Source organism: Variovorax sp. J22R115 (genome assembly GCF_030317005.1).
Classification (GTDB): Bacteria; Pseudomonadota; Gammaproteobacteria; order Burkholderiales; family Burkholderiaceae_C; genus Variovorax.
In genome coordinates this window covers 129,986-143,740 of record NZ_JASZYM010000013.1, presented here as the reverse complement: position 1 = coordinate 143,740, position 13,755 = coordinate 129,986, and the positions used below count along the sequence as shown (strand labels likewise).

Annotated in this window: 18 protein-coding genes; 16 read left to right on the top strand and 2 right to left on the bottom strand. The window is 63.7% G+C overall.

Annotated features, from left to right (window positions below; genetic code table 11):
* The first annotated feature begins 109 nt into the window (after nucleotides 1-109).
* The 9 genes from QTI04_RS23020 to tatC all read left to right on the top strand — a co-directional run bounded on the left by QTI04_RS23020 (nucleotide 110) and on the right by tatC (nucleotide 4,991).
* Entirely contained in the window at nucleotides 110-952 is an 843-nt protein-coding gene (locus tag QTI04_RS23020; RefSeq protein ID WP_286617684.1) for a D-hexose-6-phosphate mutarotase, read from the top strand.
* 20 nt (nucleotides 953-972) lie between these two features.
* On the top strand, nucleotides 973-1,752 hold the full coding sequence (gene hisF / locus QTI04_RS23015) for an imidazole glycerol phosphate synthase subunit HisF (RefSeq protein WP_286602169.1): 780 nt from the start codon (nucleotides 973-975) through the stop codon (nucleotides 1,750-1,752).
* A 16-nt stretch (nucleotides 1,753-1,768) separates the two neighbouring features.
* A complete protein-coding gene (gene hisI, locus QTI04_RS23010) occupies nucleotides 1,769-2,170 on the top strand; it encodes a phosphoribosyl-AMP cyclohydrolase (RefSeq protein ID WP_286617683.1) in 402 nt (133 codons plus the stop codon).
* On the top strand, nucleotides 2,167-2,550 hold the full coding sequence (locus tag QTI04_RS23005) for a phosphoribosyl-ATP diphosphatase (protein ID WP_286602167.1): 384 nt from the start codon (nucleotides 2,167-2,169) through the stop codon (nucleotides 2,548-2,550). Before hisI ends, QTI04_RS23005 begins: the two co-directional genes overlap by 4 nt.
* Nucleotides 2,551-2,561: 11 nt before the next feature.
* Nucleotides 2,562-2,951, top strand: coding sequence for a hypothetical protein (locus tag QTI04_RS23000; RefSeq protein ID WP_286602165.1), 390 nt, complete (start codon nucleotides 2,562-2,564; stop codon nucleotides 2,949-2,951).
* A complete protein-coding gene (locus QTI04_RS22995; RefSeq protein WP_286602164.1) occupies nucleotides 2,941-3,300 on the top strand; it encodes a histidine triad nucleotide-binding protein in 360 nt (119 codons plus the stop codon). Before QTI04_RS23000 ends, QTI04_RS22995 begins: the two co-directional genes overlap by 11 nt.
* Before the next feature lie 126 nt (nucleotides 3,301-3,426).
* The gene (gene tatA, locus QTI04_RS22990; RefSeq protein WP_286567607.1) at nucleotides 3,427-3,663 is read left to right on the top strand and encodes a Sec-independent protein translocase subunit TatA; all 237 of its coding nucleotides are present in this window, start codon (nucleotides 3,427-3,429) and stop codon (nucleotides 3,661-3,663) included.
* Nucleotides 3,664-3,674: 11 nt separating this feature from the next.
* Nucleotides 3,675-4,133, top strand: coding sequence for a Sec-independent protein translocase protein TatB (gene tatB / locus QTI04_RS22985; RefSeq protein WP_286602162.1), 459 nt, complete (start codon nucleotides 3,675-3,677; stop codon nucleotides 4,131-4,133).
* 60 nt (nucleotides 4,134-4,193) lie between these two features.
* A complete protein-coding gene (gene tatC / locus QTI04_RS22980) occupies nucleotides 4,194-4,991 on the top strand; it encodes a twin-arginine translocase subunit TatC (protein WP_286602161.1) in 798 nt (265 codons plus the stop codon).
* A 17-nt stretch (nucleotides 4,992-5,008) separates the two neighbouring features.
* Here the strand turns inward: tatC and QTI04_RS22975 are convergent, their stop codons facing one another.
* Nucleotides 5,009-6,169, bottom strand: a complete 1,161-nt coding sequence (locus tag QTI04_RS22975) for a trypsin-like peptidase domain-containing protein (RefSeq protein ID WP_286617682.1) — start codon at nucleotides 6,167-6,169, stop codon at nucleotides 5,009-5,011.
* Between the two features lie 306 nt (nucleotides 6,170-6,475).
* Between QTI04_RS22975 and QTI04_RS22970 the strand changes: the two genes are divergently transcribed.
* The 3 genes from QTI04_RS22970 to pdxA are packed head-to-tail and all read left to right on the top strand — an operon-like array spanning nucleotide 6,476 to nucleotide 9,647.
* On the top strand, nucleotides 6,476-7,819 hold the full coding sequence (locus QTI04_RS22970; protein ID WP_286602158.1) for an MFS transporter: 1,344 nt from the start codon (nucleotides 6,476-6,478) through the stop codon (nucleotides 7,817-7,819).
* Nucleotides 7,819-8,592, top strand: a complete 774-nt coding sequence (locus QTI04_RS22965) for a Nif3-like dinuclear metal center hexameric protein (protein WP_286602156.1) — start codon at nucleotides 7,819-7,821, stop codon at nucleotides 8,590-8,592. Before QTI04_RS22970 ends, QTI04_RS22965 begins: the two co-directional genes overlap by 1 nt.
* A complete protein-coding gene (pdxA, locus tag QTI04_RS22960) occupies nucleotides 8,589-9,647 on the top strand; it encodes a 4-hydroxythreonine-4-phosphate dehydrogenase PdxA (protein ID WP_286617681.1) in 1,059 nt (352 codons plus the stop codon). Before QTI04_RS22965 ends, pdxA begins: the two co-directional genes overlap by 4 nt.
* Here pdxA and mscL read toward each other — a convergent pair.
* Nucleotides 9,634-10,059, bottom strand: coding sequence for a large conductance mechanosensitive channel protein MscL (mscL, locus tag QTI04_RS22955; RefSeq protein WP_286602153.1), 426 nt, complete (start codon nucleotides 10,057-10,059; stop codon nucleotides 9,634-9,636). The two genes, pdxA and mscL, sit on opposite strands and share 14 nt — an antisense overlap.
* Nucleotides 10,060-10,235: 176 nt before the next feature.
* Between mscL and petA the strand changes: the two genes are divergently transcribed.
* The 4 genes from petA (at nucleotide 10,236) to QTI04_RS22935 (ending at nucleotide 13,739) form a co-directional block, all read left to right on the top strand.
* Nucleotides 10,236-10,850 (top strand): ubiquinol-cytochrome c reductase iron-sulfur subunit, encoded by a 615-nt coding sequence (gene petA, locus QTI04_RS22950; RefSeq protein WP_286602152.1) that lies wholly within the window; start codon nucleotides 10,236-10,238, stop codon nucleotides 10,848-10,850.
* Nucleotides 10,851-10,863: 13 nt separating this feature from the next.
* Entirely contained in the window at nucleotides 10,864-12,264 is a 1,401-nt protein-coding gene (locus QTI04_RS22945; protein WP_286617680.1) for a cytochrome bc complex cytochrome b subunit, read from the top strand.
* A 16-nt stretch (nucleotides 12,265-12,280) separates the two neighbouring features.
* Nucleotides 12,281-13,036: a cytochrome c1 gene (locus tag QTI04_RS22940; protein ID WP_286602150.1), complete on the top strand. Its 756-nt coding sequence runs from the start codon at nucleotides 12,281-12,283 to the stop codon at nucleotides 13,034-13,036.
* A gap of 91 nt (nucleotides 13,037-13,127) precedes the next feature.
* Nucleotides 13,128-13,739, top strand: coding sequence for a glutathione S-transferase N-terminal domain-containing protein (locus QTI04_RS22935; protein WP_286567597.1), 612 nt, complete (start codon nucleotides 13,128-13,130; stop codon nucleotides 13,737-13,739).
* The last annotated feature ends 16 nt before the right edge of the window (nucleotides 13,740-13,755 follow it).

The window sequence follows — 13,755 nt, the reverse complement described above, 5'->3', positions numbered from 1 at the left end:
CCGTCTGCTGATGCGATTTCAAGCGAAATGGGCGTCGGCTGCAATGCCAATGAGCACCTGCATTTCTGGACGCCGCCCGGGGCATGCAGGCCAAACCTAGAATCGGGTCATGTCTCTCCAAGCCCTAGCCTTCCGCGGCCAGCCGGCAGTGCGCCTCGCCCTGCCCGGGGGCGATAGCTGCACGGTGGCCCTGCACGGTGCCCATGTGCTGTCCTGGACCACGGCCGATGGCGTGGAACGGCTCTATCTGAGCCCGGATGCGCGCTTCGACGGCACGAGCGCCATTCGCGGCGGCGTGCCGATCTGCTGGCCGCAGTTCAATATGCGCGGACCCTTGCCCAAGCATGGTTTCGTCCGCAACGTGACTTGGCAGGCCGAGTCGGAGGAGGGGGACGGCAAGCGCCGGACCGCTGTCCTGTCGCTGCAATCCAACGACGCCACGCGGGCGATGTGGCCGCATTCGTTCCATGCAAAGCTGGCCGTCACGCTGGCGCCGCACATGCTGCGCATCGCCCTGACGATCGACAACACCGGCAGCGGACCCTGGTCGTTCGCGGCCGCCCTGCACAGCTACTTGCGGGTGGACGAGGTCACCGAAGCTCGTCTCGAAGGCCTGCAAGGCGCCAACCGGTGGGATGCGGTGCGCGACGACCGCCATGTCGAACTGGCGCCCTCGCTGGGCTTCGGCGCCGAGTTCGACAGCGTCTATGCCGCGCCCGCCAAGCCGCTGCGCCTGGTGCAACCGTCGGGCACGCTCGAAATCTCGCAGAGCGCGAGTTGCAGCGAAACCGTCGTGTGGAACCCCGGCCCGCTGCTGAGCGCGAAGCTCGAGGACCTGCCCGACGACGGCTGGCGCCACATGCTCTGCGTCGAAGCGGCGCGCATCGACGAGCCCGTCCTGCTGGCGCCCGGCGCCCAGTGGCAGGGCTGGCAGCAGCTCCACGTCCTTTGAATTTCCGTCTGAACGAACCCATGCTTGCCAAACGCATCATTCCCTGCCTCGACGTCACCGGCGGCCGTGTCGTCAAGGGCGTCAATTTCGTCGAACTGCGCGACGCCGGCGACCCGGTCGAGATCGCGGCTCGCTACAACGCGCAGGGCGCCGACGAACTGACCTTCCTGGACATCACCGCGACCAGTGACGGGCGCGACTTGATCCTGCCCATCATCGAGGCAGTGGCATCGCAGGTGTTCATTCCCCTGACCGTCGGCGGCGGCGTGCGGACGGTCGCGGATGTGCGCCGGCTGCTCAACGCCGGCGCGGACAAGACCAGCTTCAATTCCGCCGCGATCGCCAATCCCCAGGTCATCGAGGATGCGTCGCGCAAATATGGCGCGCAGTGCATCGTGGTGGCCATCGACGCCAAGCGGCGCAGTGCGGGGGACGCGGCGACGCGCGGCCCGGGCTGGGACGTCTACAGCCACGGCGGCCGCAAGAACACGGGGCTCGATGCCGTGCAATGGGCCGTCGAGATGGCGCGCCGCGGCGCCGGCGAGATCCTGCTGACCAGCATGGACCGCGACGGCACCAAGAGCGGCTTCGACCTCGAGCTAACCCGCGCCGTCAGCGACGCGGTCAGCGTCCCTGTGATTGCCTCGGGCGGCGTCGGCAGTCTGGAACACCTGGCGGACGGCATACAGGCCGGCGGTGCCGATGCCGTTCTGGCGGCCAGCATCTTCCACTACGGCGAGTTCACTGTCGGCGAAGCCAAGCAGCGCATGGCAGCGCGCGGCATTCCGGTCCGGCTGTGACCGACAATACCCCTCTATGAACTGGTTGGATGAAGTGAAATGGGACGCGAACGGCCTGGTGCCGGTGATCGCGCAGGAACAGGGCAGCAACGACGTATTGATGTTTGCCTGGATGAATCGCGAAGCGCTCGCGAAGACCGCTGAAGTCGGCCGCGCCGTGTACTTCAGCCGGTCACGCGGCAAGCTGTGGTTCAAGGGCGAGGAGTCCGGCCATGTCCAGACCGTGCACGAAATCCGCCTCGACTGCGACAACGATGTCGTGCTTCTCAAGGTCACGCAACTGGGCCACGAGCCGGGTATCGCCTGCCATACGGGCCGTCACAGCTGCTTCTTCAGCAAGTACGAGAACGGGCAATGGACCGTGACCGAGCCGGTCTTGAAAGACCCCGCATCGATCTACACATCGTCCCCAAGATGAGCACTCCCGAACGCAACGCGGAAGACGCGCTGGCGCGTCTGGCCGCCGTGATTGAAAGCCGGCTTCCCGCGCGAGGCGGCGATCCGGACAAGAGCTACGTCGCGCGCCTGCTGCATCGTGGTCCGGATGCCTTTCTCAAGAAGATCGGCGAGGAGGCCACCGAAGTCGTGATGGCCGCCAAGGATGCCGACCATGGCGGCGACCGCGCAAAGCTGGTGAACGAAGTGGCCGATCTGTGGTTCCACAGCATGGTGGCGCTTGCGCATTACGGCTTTTCACCACGCGATGTGGTGGCGGAACTGGAGCGCCGCGAAGGCACCAGCGGCATCGAGGAAAAGGCCCTGCGCAAGGCGCAGGATCGCGAAGCTTCCAACGACTGAGAGGACGCGCCATGCCCAACGACATCGTGACCGTCGAGCCCGACGACTCGCTCAAGACCTGGGGCTGGGTCAGCTACATCCTGCATCTGGTGGTCGCCGTGGGCGCCGTGCTGCCGGGCGCGCAGGCGTCCATCGGTCTGCTGCTGATCGCGCTGGTGATCGACCTGGTCAAGCGCGACGATGCGGCTGGCACCTGGCAGGCCTCGCACTTCAGCTGGCGCATTCGCTCGGTGCTGTGGGCGGGGGTGCTGTACATGCTGACTTCATGGCTGTGGCTGCTGTTTCTCGTGCCTGGCTGGATCGCCTGGGCGCTCATTTCCCTCTGGTTCCTCTATCGCATCGTCAAGGGGATGGTGCGCATGAATGCGGGCCGGTCCATGGAGCCTACCAATGTCATCTGACCCGAACTGCGTCTTCTGCAAGATCATCGAAGGGAAGATTCCCTCGCGCAAGGTGTACGAGGACGACGAGCTTTTTGTCTTCCATGACGTCGCCCCCTGGGCGCCCGTGCACTTCATGATCGTGCCCAAGCGGCACATTCCGTCGATGGCGCAGGTCACCGCCGACGATGCGGCGCTGCTGGGAAAGATCATGACGCTGGCGCCCAAGCTGGCCGTCGAGGAGGGTTGCAGGCCCTATCCGGCGGGCGGTTTCCGAATCGTCGTCAATACCGGTGCCGAGGGCGGACAGGAAGTCCACCATCTCCATGTCCATGTCATGGGTGGCCCAAGGCCCTGGCTTAGAGGGTGACTCGCCCCCAGACTTCGCGCACTTCGTGTCGCTCCGCCTACCCCCCTGTTGGGGAAAACAGATAGCCATCGTTTTCGGCCGGTCAATTCCGCCGACTAAAATCGTCACATTCTTCAGGAGTAATCCATGGGTTCACTTTCCATCTGGCACTGGCTGATCGTGCTGCTCGTCGTCGTGATGATTTTCGGTACCAAGAAGCTCCGCAACATGGGTTCCGACCTCGGCGGCGCGGTCAAGGGATTCAAGGACGGCATGAAAGACGGCGCGGCACCCGAGACGCCAGCCGGGCCGAATGCTCAGGTCACGGGCAACACCACCGCCGACAAGTCGACGATCGACGTCGAGGCGCGCCAGAAGTCCTGAGCTGAACATTCGTGATCGATCTCGGCATCTCGAAACTCGCGCTGATCGGCGCAGTTGCGCTGATCGTCATCGGGCCGGAAAAGTTGCCGCGGGTGGCCCGTACCGTTGGCACGCTGCTCGGCAAGGCGCAGCGGTACGTGAATGACGTCAAGGCCGAAGTCAATCGCTCGATGGACCTCGACGAACTGCGCAAAATGAAGGACACGGTGCAGGATGCTGCCCGCGATGTCGAGCACAGCATCCAGGCGGGCGCCAGCGACTTCGAAAAGCAGTTCTCCGAAAGCGGCCAGACGCTCTCCGAACTGGCGGAGCCGACGCCTTCTTATCCCGAATACAAGCACCCGCGCAAGAACTGGCGCCTGAAGCAGGGCGCCACCCCGCAGTGGTACAAGGCGCGCAACGGCGTGCGCACCAAGGCGCTGTCAGGCGCAGCGCGCGTGGCCCGCTACCGCCCTCACAAAATCAACTAGCCGCAACGCCGATCCGGTTGTGCCCAGCGCGCATCCATTTCCTGCCCGCAGCGTCCCCACATGGCCGACCCCACCGACAAGAACAAAGAAGACGAACTGGCCGGCACCGAGCAGCCTTTCGTCCAGCACCTGATGGAGCTGCGGGATCGCCTGCTCTACTGCATTTATGGCCTCGTCGTGGCCGGCATCCTGCTCTCCATCTGGCCGGGGCCCGCCGGACTGATCGACATGATCGCGGTGCCAATCCGTGCCCATATGCCGCCCGATGCGAAGCTGATCGCCATCGGTGTGTTCTCGCCGTTCTTCGTGCCGCTGAAGGTGCTCGCCATGACGGCAGTGCTGCTGGCGCTGCCCTGGCTCATGTACCAATGCTGGATGTTCGTGGCGCCCGGCCTCTACAGCCACGAGAAGAAGTTCGCGCTGCCGCTGATCTTCTTCGGCAGCCTGCTGGCCTATGGCGGCATCGCTTTCGTGCAGTTCTTCGTGCTGGACAAGATGTTCGGCTTCATTCAGAACTTCACGCCCCCGTCGGTGAATGCCACGCCTGACATCTCGTCTTATGTGGAAGCGATCCTGTCGCTCTACATCGCGTTCGGCGTGGCCTTCCAGGTGCCGATTGTCGTGATGTTGCTCGTGCGTTTCGAGATGGTCACCATCGAGAAGCTGAAGTCCTTCCGCGGCTATTTCATCGTGGTTGCATTCGTCGTGGCCGCGGTGCTCACGCCGCCGGACGTCGTCTCGCAACTCGCTCTGGCGATTCCGATGTGCCTGCTGTACGAGGTCGGCATCATCGGTGCGCGCTACTTCGCGAAACACTCCAAGGTCCCGGAAGAAAGCGCGGATTCGGCGCAATCCTGAGCCCCTTGCGGGGGGCCTTATTCCGTCGGGTGCGGCGCGCGCCGCACCGGCGACCGGGGCCGCAGGCCCGGTGTCACATCCAGTTCCAGCTTGTCGGTGCCGCGCTGCAGGGCAAAGCGCGCCGGATGGCCTGGCTTGAGTCCGGCCACCGCGGTCAGCAGTTCCTGCACGTTGCCAATGCTCTTGTCGCCCACGCTGGTGATGACGTCGCCCGGACGAACACCGGCCTTGGCGGCCGGGCCGTTCTGCAGCACGCCCGTGATGATCACGCCGGCGTCGGCCTTGACGCCGAAGGTTTCCGCGAGTTCCGGGGAGAGGTCGTTGGGCTCCACGCCGACCCAGCCACGCGTGACCTTGCCTGCCTTCACGATGTCTTCCAGCACCTGCTTGGCGGTCGACACCGGAATGGCAAAGCCGATGCCCATGCTGCCGCCGGAGCGGGAATAGATCGCGGTGTTGATCCCCTCGAGGTTGCCGTTCACGTCGATCAGTGCGCCGCCCGAATTGCCGGGGTTGATCGCCGCATCGGTCTGGATGAAGTTCTCGAAGGTGTTGATGCCGAGCTGGTTGCGACCGAGCGCTGACACGATGCCGCTCGTCACGGTCTGGCCGACGCCGAAGGGATTGCCGATGGCGAGCACCTGGTCGCCGACCTGGAGCGCGTCGGAATTGCCCAGTACGATCACCGGCAGCTTGTCGAGTTCGATCTTGAGCACGGCCAGATCGGTGTCGGGATCAGTCCCGATCACCTTGCCGCGCGCGTGACGGCTGTCATTGAGCGTGACGTCGATTTCGTCTGCGCCTTCCACGACATGGTTGTTGGTGAGGATGTAGCCGTCGGCGCTCACGATCACGCCGCTGCCCAGCCCGACCTGGGGCTGATCCGCCCCCTGGTCGCCGAAGAAGAACCGGAACCATGGATCGTTGCTGCGCGGAGAAAGTTGCGCCGCCTTGCTGGTGTTGATGCTGACCACGGCCGGTGATGCCTTCCTGGCGGCGGCGCTCAGACTACCCGGGGCGATCGCGGCCGGACCCGAGGCCGGCGCTTCGATGACGGCCACGACGCCGCCCAGGGAACCCCGACGGTTGAGCCACTCGGGCTTGAGGGTCGCGACGACGAAATAGGCCGCGAGCAGAACCGTTACGACTTGGGCAAACAGCAGCCAGATGCGTTTCATGAACAAGGTGAAGAAGACGTTGGAGCGAAGGCGTCCCGGCGAGCGGGGCGTCGAAGACCCGATTGTCCCTCAACGGTTCTGAGGCCCGGGCAATTGCTCTTGACGATGTTGTGGGGGCTTGATCCATGCGGGGACGAGCAACTGGGGAAAACCCTTAAAATGGAGGGACTTGCAGCCGGACGCCCTACAAGGCCTTCTCCGGTGTGGCGCGCACGAGACCCGCAGCGACAGGCCGCTTACGCAAGAGCCCCGCGGCCTTCGGTTCGCCGAAGCGCTTCGTCCATCGTTACGCTTTTACGTTCGCCCATGACTGCACCAACCCTTGGCGTTGGCATTCCCGTGCCATCTACGCCTGCGCGCAAGCTCGGCGCCCGAGACTACAAGACGCTTGCCTTGTCAGCCCTCGGGGGCACGCTCGAGTTCTACGACTTCGTCATTTACGTGTTCTTCGCGACAGTGCTCGGCGCACTGTTCTTTCCGGCGGACATGCCTGACTGGCTGCGGCAATTGCAGACTTTCGGCATCTTCGCAGCAGGCTACCTGGCGCGGCCCCTGGGCGGCATCGTGATCGCGCATTTCGGCGACCTGCTGGGGCGCAAGCGCATGTTCACGCTGTCGATCTTCCTGATGGCGGCGCCTACGCTTGTGATCGGCCTGCTGCCGACTTACGCCAGCATCGGCGTGGCGGCGCCGCTGCTGCTGCTGGCGATGCGCGTCTTGCAGGGCGCGGCGATTGGCGGCGAGATGCCCGGCGCCTGGGTGTTCGTGGCCGAACACGTGCCGGCGCGCCGCTACGGGTTCGGCGTCGGCACGCTGACTTCGGGTATCACGGGCGGCATCCTGCTCGGGTCGCTGATCGCCATGGCCGTCAACACGCACTACACGCCGGCCGAGGTCAGTGACTTTGCGTGGCGGATCCCGTTCATCCTGGGCGGCGTGTTCGGCCTGGTGTCGGTTTACCTGCGCCGCTTCCTGCACGAGACGCCGGTGTTCCAGGAACTCGCGGATCGCCGCAACGTGGCCCGCGAACTCCCGCTCAAGACGATCCTGCGCGAGCACCGCGGTGCGACCGTGTTCGTCGGGCTGCTGACCTGGGTGCTCTCGGCCGCAATCGTGGTGGTCGTGCTTTTCACGCCGACCTACCTGCAGAAGGTGCACCACATTCCGGCGGCGCTGGCATTGGAGGCGAATGCCGTGGCGACGCTGATGCTGACGCTGGGTTGCATCCTGGTGGGGTGGGCCTGCGACCGCATCGGTACGCGCGCCGTGATGCTGATCGGCTGGGGTGGCCTGGTCGTCACGACGTACATCTTCTACACGAGCCTGCCCGGAACGCCGGCGTCGCTCCTCTGGCACTACGGCCTGGTGGGCTTGTTCGTCGGCACCATCGCGACCGTGCCGATCGTCGGCGTGCGTGCATTCCCCGCGCCGGTGCGCTTTTCGGGGCTTTCGTTCGCCTACAACATGTCGTACGCGATCTTCGGCGGCCTCACGCCCATCATCCTCACGCTGTGGCTGCAGAAGGATCCGATGGCACCGGCGCACTACGTGGCGGCGCTCGCGCTGCTTGGCTTCGTGCTTGGTCTGTTGCCCCTGGCGTCGCGCGGCCATGGCATGCGGGCGGCGCCTGCCGGGTCCACAATGGCGTGATGAGCACGACCCGCCACGAACTCCTTCACGCGTTCGATCTGCTGCTCGCTCCCGAGCGTTTCAAGGACTACGGACCGAACGGCCTGCAGGTCGAAGGCCGCACGAAGGTGCGCAAGGTCGTCTCCGGCGTCACGGCAAGCCGTGCGCTGATCGAGGCGGCCATCCGCGCCGAAGCCGATGCGATCTTCGTCCATCACGGCTTGTTCTGGCGTGGCCAGGATGGTCGGGTCACCGGCTGGATGCGCCAGCGCCTCGGTCTGCTGCTGGGGGATGACGTCAATCTTTTTGCGTACCACCTGCCGCTCGATGCGCATCCCGAACTCGGCAACAACGCGCAACTCGGAGCGCAGTTGGGGCTCGTGGCGCGCGCGGGCTCTGCCGGCCGCTTCGGCGAACAGGAGCTCGGATTCATGGGGGGGCGCGAGAGCGGCGAGGTTTTCGCGAGCGCCAAGGCACTGGCCGCTCATGTGGAGAAGACTCTGGGCAAGCCTGTGACGCTCGTGGAAGGAGCCCCTCGGCAGATCCGAAGCGTTGCGTGGTGCACGGGGGGGGCGCAGAGCTATTTCGAAGCCGCGATCGCGGCCGGTGCGGATGCCTTCATCACTGGGGAGATTTCCGAGCCGCAGGCTCACTATGCGCGTGAAATGGGCGTTGCTTTTCTTGCTTGCGGGCACCACGCCACCGAACGCTATGGCGCTCCGGCCGTGGCGGGTCATGTGGCTGCCCAGCTCGGTCTGGCGCACGAATTCATCGATATCGATAATCCGGCGTGACCAGCGTTCAGCGCCCCATTGCCGTCACCCTCGGCGACCCGGCGGGCATCGGGCCCGAGATCATTGTCAAGGCGTTTCGTGACGCGACTGGCCTGATGGAGGGGTGCTTTGTGGCGGGCGATGTGCGCGCGGTAAGACGTGCTGCCCAAGCGCTCGCAGCACCCGGCGTGCTTGCTCTGCCCGTTGCAGTGATAGAGATGGCTACAGAGGCCATTGGCGTTCCGTCGGGATGCATCCCCGTGTTGCAAGCCGTCGAGCCGGCCGATGGCACGATTGCAGTCGGTGCAATCAGCGCTGTTGCGGGCCGCATGGCCGGTGACTGCGTCGTATGGGCTGCTCGCGCGGCGTTGCGCGGCGAGGTCGCGGCGATCGTGACGGCGCCCTTGCACAAGGAGGCGTTGTCGGCCGCAGGCTTCACCTTCCCGGGCCACACTGAATTGCTGCAGGCCGAGGCCGCCGCGCACCTTGGCCGTCCGGTCGCTGAAGTGCCGGTGCGCATGATGCTGGCCAATGACGAGCTTCGGACCGTGCTTGTCAGCATTCACATGTCGTTGCGCGATGCGATCGAGGCTGTGACCTTCGATGGCGTGCTCGAGACGTTGCGGATCACCCACAGCGCGCTCACCGCGGTTCTGGGTCGGGCTCCAAAGATCGGCGTAGCGGGGCTCAATCCGCATGCGGGGGAGGGCGGCCTGTTTGGATCGGAAGAACGCGACATCATCGTGCCGGCCATCTCGGCGGCGCAGGCCGAGGGCATCGATGCAGACGGTCCCCATGCCCCCGACACGATCTTCATGCGGGCACGCGCCAAGGCGCACGGCGCCATTGCGTTCGATGTGGTGATCGCGATGTACCACGACCAGGGTCTGATTCCGGTCAAGTACCTCGGCGTGGAGAAGGGCGTGAATGTCACGCTCGGCTTGCCGCTGGTACGCACCAGCCCCGATCACGGGACAGCGTTCGACATCGCAGGCACGGGGCGGGCCGACCCGTCCAGCTTGATCGAGGCGGTCAGGATGGCGAAGTCGCTGTCGGGTGTCGTCAGGGGCGCTTGAGGCTGTCGCGAATCTCGCGCAGCAGCACGACATCCTCGGGAGCAGCCGGCGGAGGAGCGGCCTCCTGATTCTTCTTCAGCTTGTTGATCTGCTTGACCATCAGGAAAATGATGAAGGCCAGGATCACGAAGTTGACGGCGATGGTGATGAAGTTGCCGTATGCCAGCACCGGTGCCCCGGATTTCTTGAGTTCGGCGAGATTGTTGGCCACGCCTGCGGGCGTTGGACCCAGCACGATGTAGAGATTCGAGAAATCGAGCTTGCCGAACACCAGTCCGACCAACGGCATGATGATGTCGCTCACCAAGGAGTCGACGATCTTGGCAAAGGCTGCGCCGATGATCACACCGACCGCGAGGTCGATCACGTTGCCCTTGACGGCAAATTCGCGGAACTCCTTCAGAAAGCTCATGTCGGGTACCCCCTCTGCAGGTTGTTGAACCGAGTCGAGTATAGGGGTGGGACTCGCGGCCGCAGCCATCGCGGATGGCTGCCGACAGGGGCCTGCGTAGCGTTGAATTCACTTCTTACGCTCCGCTACAATCATTGGTTGACCCAAGACCCTAGCGAAGAACATTGAGGATCCCCATGAGTGACAGCACCGCCGGCCGCCCCCGGATCGACACCAGCAAGCGGACGTGGTTGATCGCATCAGGTTGTGCGGGCGCAGTGGGCGGGGTGGCGGTGGCCGTCCCGTTCGTGAGTTCCTTTCAGCCCTCGGAAAAAGCCAAGGCAGCCGGTGCGCCGGTCGAGGCCGACATCAGCGGCCTGCAGGCGGGCGAGAAGATGACGGTGGAATGGCGCGGCAAGCCGGTGTGGATCCTGAAGCGCACACCCGGCCAGATCGCCGAACTCCCCAATCTCGATCCTCAGCTCGCCGACCCGCTGTCCAAGCGCAATCCCGACGAGTTCACGCCCGAATACGCCCGCAACCAACACCGTTCGATCAAGCCCGAAGTGCTGGTGGTTGTCGGCATCTGCACCCACCTCGGCTGCTCGCCGATCGACAAGCTCCAAGCTGGCCCGCAGCCCTCGCTGCCCGACAACTGGGAAGGCGGCTTCCTCTGCCCGTGCCACGGATCAACCTTCGACCTGGCCGGCCGCGTCTTCAAGAACAAGCCTGCGCCGGACAACCTGCCGGTGCCTCCGCACATGTACCTCTCCGACACGCGCCTCCTGATCGGCGACGACAAGAAGGCTTGAGGAGAACGACGACATGGCTGAATTCAAGGAAATCTCCCCCAATGCACCCGCAGGCGAGAAGGCACTCAACTGGGTCGACAACCGTTTCCCGCTGACCAAGCTCTGGAACGACCAGTGGGGCAAGTACTACGCGCCGAAGAACTTCAACTTCTGGTACATCTTCGGCTCGCTCGCGATGCTGGTTCTCGTGATCCAGATCGTGACCGGCATCTTCCTCGTGATGCACTACAAGCCCGATGCCTCGCTGGCGTTCGCATCGGTCGAGTACATCATGCGCGACGTGCCGTGGGGCTGGCTCATCCGCTACATGCACTCGACGGGAGCCTCCGCCTTCTTCATCGTGGTGTACCTGCACATGTTCCGAGGGTTGATCTACGGCAGCTACCGCAAGCCGCGCGAGCTGATCTGGATCTTCGGCTGTGCGATCTTCCTGTGCCTGATGGCCGAGGCCTTCATGGGCTATCTGCTTCCCTGGGGCCAGATGAGCTACTGGGGCGCACAGGTGATCGTGAACCTGTTCTCCGCGATCCCCTTCGTGGGTCCGGATCTCGCTCTGCTGATCCGCGGTGACTACGTCGTGAGCGACGCCACGCTCAATCGCTTCTTCAGCTTCCACGTGATAGCCGTGCCGCTGGTGCTGCTCGGTCTGGTCGTGGCGCACCTGATTGCGCTGCATGAAGTGGGCTCGAACAATCCCGACGGCATCGAGATCAAGGCCAATCGCGGTCCCGATGGCCATCCGTTGGACGGCATCCCTTCGCATCCGTACTACACGGTGCATGACATCTTCGGTGTGGTGGTGTTCCTCACGATCTTCTCGGCCGTGATCTTCTTCGCGCCTGAAGCTGGCGGCTACTTCCTGGAATACAACAACTTCATCCCGGCCGATTCGCTGAAGACGCCGAACCACATCGCACCGGTCTGGTACTTCACGCCGTTCTATTCGATGCTGCGTGCCATCACCAGCGAGATGATGTACGCCCTCATCGCCTGTGTGGTGGGTGCTGCGGCGTTCAGTGTATGGAAGGCGCGTGTGCCTTCGCTCATCAAGGGCGTCATCGTGATTGCCGCGGTTGTCGTCGCCGCGATGATGCTGTCGATCGACGCGAAGTTCTGGGGCGTGCTCGTCATGGGCGGTGCCGTCATCATCCTGTTCTTCCTGCCTTGGCTGGATCACAGTCCGGTCAGGTCGATCCGCTATCGCCCGAGCTGGCACAAGTACCTGTACGGCGTGTTCGTCGTCAACTTCGTGGTCCTGGCCTACCTGGGCGTCCAGCCACCATCGCCGGTTGGCGAGCGCGTGTCGCAAGTCGGTACCCTGTTCTATTTCGGTTTCTTCCTGTTGATGCCGTGGTGGAGCCGCCTCGGCGAATTCAAGCCGGTCCCTGAGCGCGTGACCTTCGCAGCGCACTGACCGGGAGAGCACAAGAATGAAGAAACTGATCCTCACGTTGATTGCAGCGCTTGGCATCGTCACTGGTGCGCACGCCTCCGAAGGCGGGATTCCATGGGACAAGGCACCGAACAGGACGAATGACCTGGCCGCCCTTCAGAACGGCGCCAAGCTCTTCGTCAATTACTGCCTCAACTGCCACTCGGCGGCGTTCATGCGCTACAACCGACTGCAGGACATTGGTATCTCGGAACAGCAGATCAAGGACAATCTGCTGTTCACGACCGACAAGGTCGGCGAAACCATGAAGGCGAACATCGATCCGCGCCAGGCCAAGGAATGGTTCGGCACCGTCCCGCCCGACCTGACGCTGGTTGCGCGTTCGCGTGCCGGCCATGGCGGCACCGGCGCGGATTATCTCTACACCTACATGCGCACTTTCTACCGTGACGACACGAAGGCGACGGGCTGGAACAACCTGGCGTTTCCGGCTGTTGCCATGCCGCACGTGTTGTGGGAGTTGCAGGGTGAACGCCGTCCGATCTTCGACAAGGTCGAGTCGCACGGTCATGAAACCGAAGTATTCAAAGGTTGGGAGCAACTCACGCCCGGCACCATGACGCCGATGCAATATGACCAGGCGATGGGCGACCTCGTGAGCTATCTGCAGTGGATGGCAGAGCCGGCGCAGAACACCCGCATCCGTGTGGGCGTCTGGGTTCTGCTCTTCCTTGTCATAGCAGTGGTCTTTGTTTGGCGCTTGAATGCCTCGTACTGGAAAGACGTCAAGTAATTCGATGCCGATCGGGCGCCACAAGCGTCTGATCCCGCAGAGTGGGTTGCCAACGCGACCCACTCTTTTTGATTTTTAGGAGCCTTTCGCCATGATGGTCTTGTATTCGGGAACGACCTGCCCTTTTTCACATCGCTGCCGCTTCGTGCTGTTCGAGAAGGGCATGGATTTCGAGATTCGCGATGTCGATCTCTACAACAAGCCTGAAGACATCAGCGTGATGAACCCGTACGGCCAAGTGCCGATCCTGGTCGAACGCGATCTGATCCTGTACGAGTCGAACATCATCAACGAGTACATCGACGAGCGCTTTCCGCATCCGCAACTGATGCCTGGCGACCCGGTCGATCGCGCGCGCGTCCGCCTGTTCCTGCTGAATTTCGAGAAGGAACTGTTCGTGCATGTTTCCACGCTGGAGAACCGCACGTCCAAGGGCAACGAAAAGGCGCTCGAAAAGGCGCGCTCGCACATCCGCGATCGTCTGACGCAGCTCGCGCCGGTGTTCCTCAAGAACAAGTACATGCTGGGCGACAACTTCTCGATGCTCGACGTCGCGATCGCTCCGCTGCTCTGGCGTCTGGACTACTACGGCATCGACCTCAGCAAGAACGCCGCCCCGCTTCTGAAGTATGCGGAGCGCATCTTCTCGCGCCCCGCCTACATCGAAGCACTGACGCCGTCCGAAAAGGTCATGCGCAAGTGAGCTTCTGCAGTCTGCC

What these genes read in the sequence shown, in the direction of transcription:
- QTI04_RS23020 (WP_286617684.1), top strand. Translation starts at nt 110, where the DNA reads ATGTCTCTCCAAGCCCTAGCCTTCCGCGGCCAGCCGGCAGTGCGCCTC.
- hisF (WP_286602169.1), top strand. Translation starts at nt 973, where the DNA reads ATGCTTGCCAAACGCATCATTCCCTGCCTCGACGTCACCGGCGGCCGT.
- hisI (WP_286617683.1), top strand. Translation starts at nt 1,769, where the DNA reads ATGAACTGGTTGGATGAAGTGAAATGGGACGCGAACGGCCTGGTGCCG.
- QTI04_RS23005 (WP_286602167.1), top strand. Translation starts at nt 2,167, where the DNA reads ATGAGCACTCCCGAACGCAACGCGGAAGACGCGCTGGCGCGTCTGGCC.
- QTI04_RS23000 (WP_286602165.1), top strand. Translation starts at nt 2,562, where the DNA reads ATGCCCAACGACATCGTGACCGTCGAGCCCGACGACTCGCTCAAGACC.
- QTI04_RS22995 (WP_286602164.1), top strand. Translation starts at nt 2,941, where the DNA reads ATGTCATCTGACCCGAACTGCGTCTTCTGCAAGATCATCGAAGGGAAG.
- tatA (WP_286567607.1), top strand. Translation starts at nt 3,427, where the DNA reads ATGGGTTCACTTTCCATCTGGCACTGGCTGATCGTGCTGCTCGTCGTC.
- tatC (WP_286602161.1), top strand. Translation starts at nt 4,194, where the DNA reads ATGGCCGACCCCACCGACAAGAACAAAGAAGACGAACTGGCCGGCACC.
- QTI04_RS22975 (WP_286617682.1), bottom strand. Translation starts at nt 6,169, where the DNA reads ATGAAACGCATCTGGCTGCTGTTTGCCCAAGTCGTAACGGTTCTGCTC.
- QTI04_RS22970 (WP_286602158.1), top strand. Translation starts at nt 6,476, where the DNA reads ATGACTGCACCAACCCTTGGCGTTGGCATTCCCGTGCCATCTACGCCT.
- QTI04_RS22965 (WP_286602156.1), top strand. Translation starts at nt 7,819, where the DNA reads ATGAGCACGACCCGCCACGAACTCCTTCACGCGTTCGATCTGCTGCTC.
- mscL (WP_286602153.1), bottom strand. Translation starts at nt 10,059, where the DNA reads ATGAGCTTTCTGAAGGAGTTCCGCGAATTTGCCGTCAAGGGCAACGTG.
- petA (WP_286602152.1), top strand. Translation starts at nt 10,236, where the DNA reads ATGAGTGACAGCACCGCCGGCCGCCCCCGGATCGACACCAGCAAGCGG.
- QTI04_RS22945 (WP_286617680.1), top strand. Translation starts at nt 10,864, where the DNA reads ATGGCTGAATTCAAGGAAATCTCCCCCAATGCACCCGCAGGCGAGAAG.
- QTI04_RS22940 (WP_286602150.1), top strand. Translation starts at nt 12,281, where the DNA reads ATGAAGAAACTGATCCTCACGTTGATTGCAGCGCTTGGCATCGTCACT.
- QTI04_RS22935 (WP_286567597.1), top strand. Translation starts at nt 13,128, where the DNA reads ATGATGGTCTTGTATTCGGGAACGACCTGCCCTTTTTCACATCGCTGC.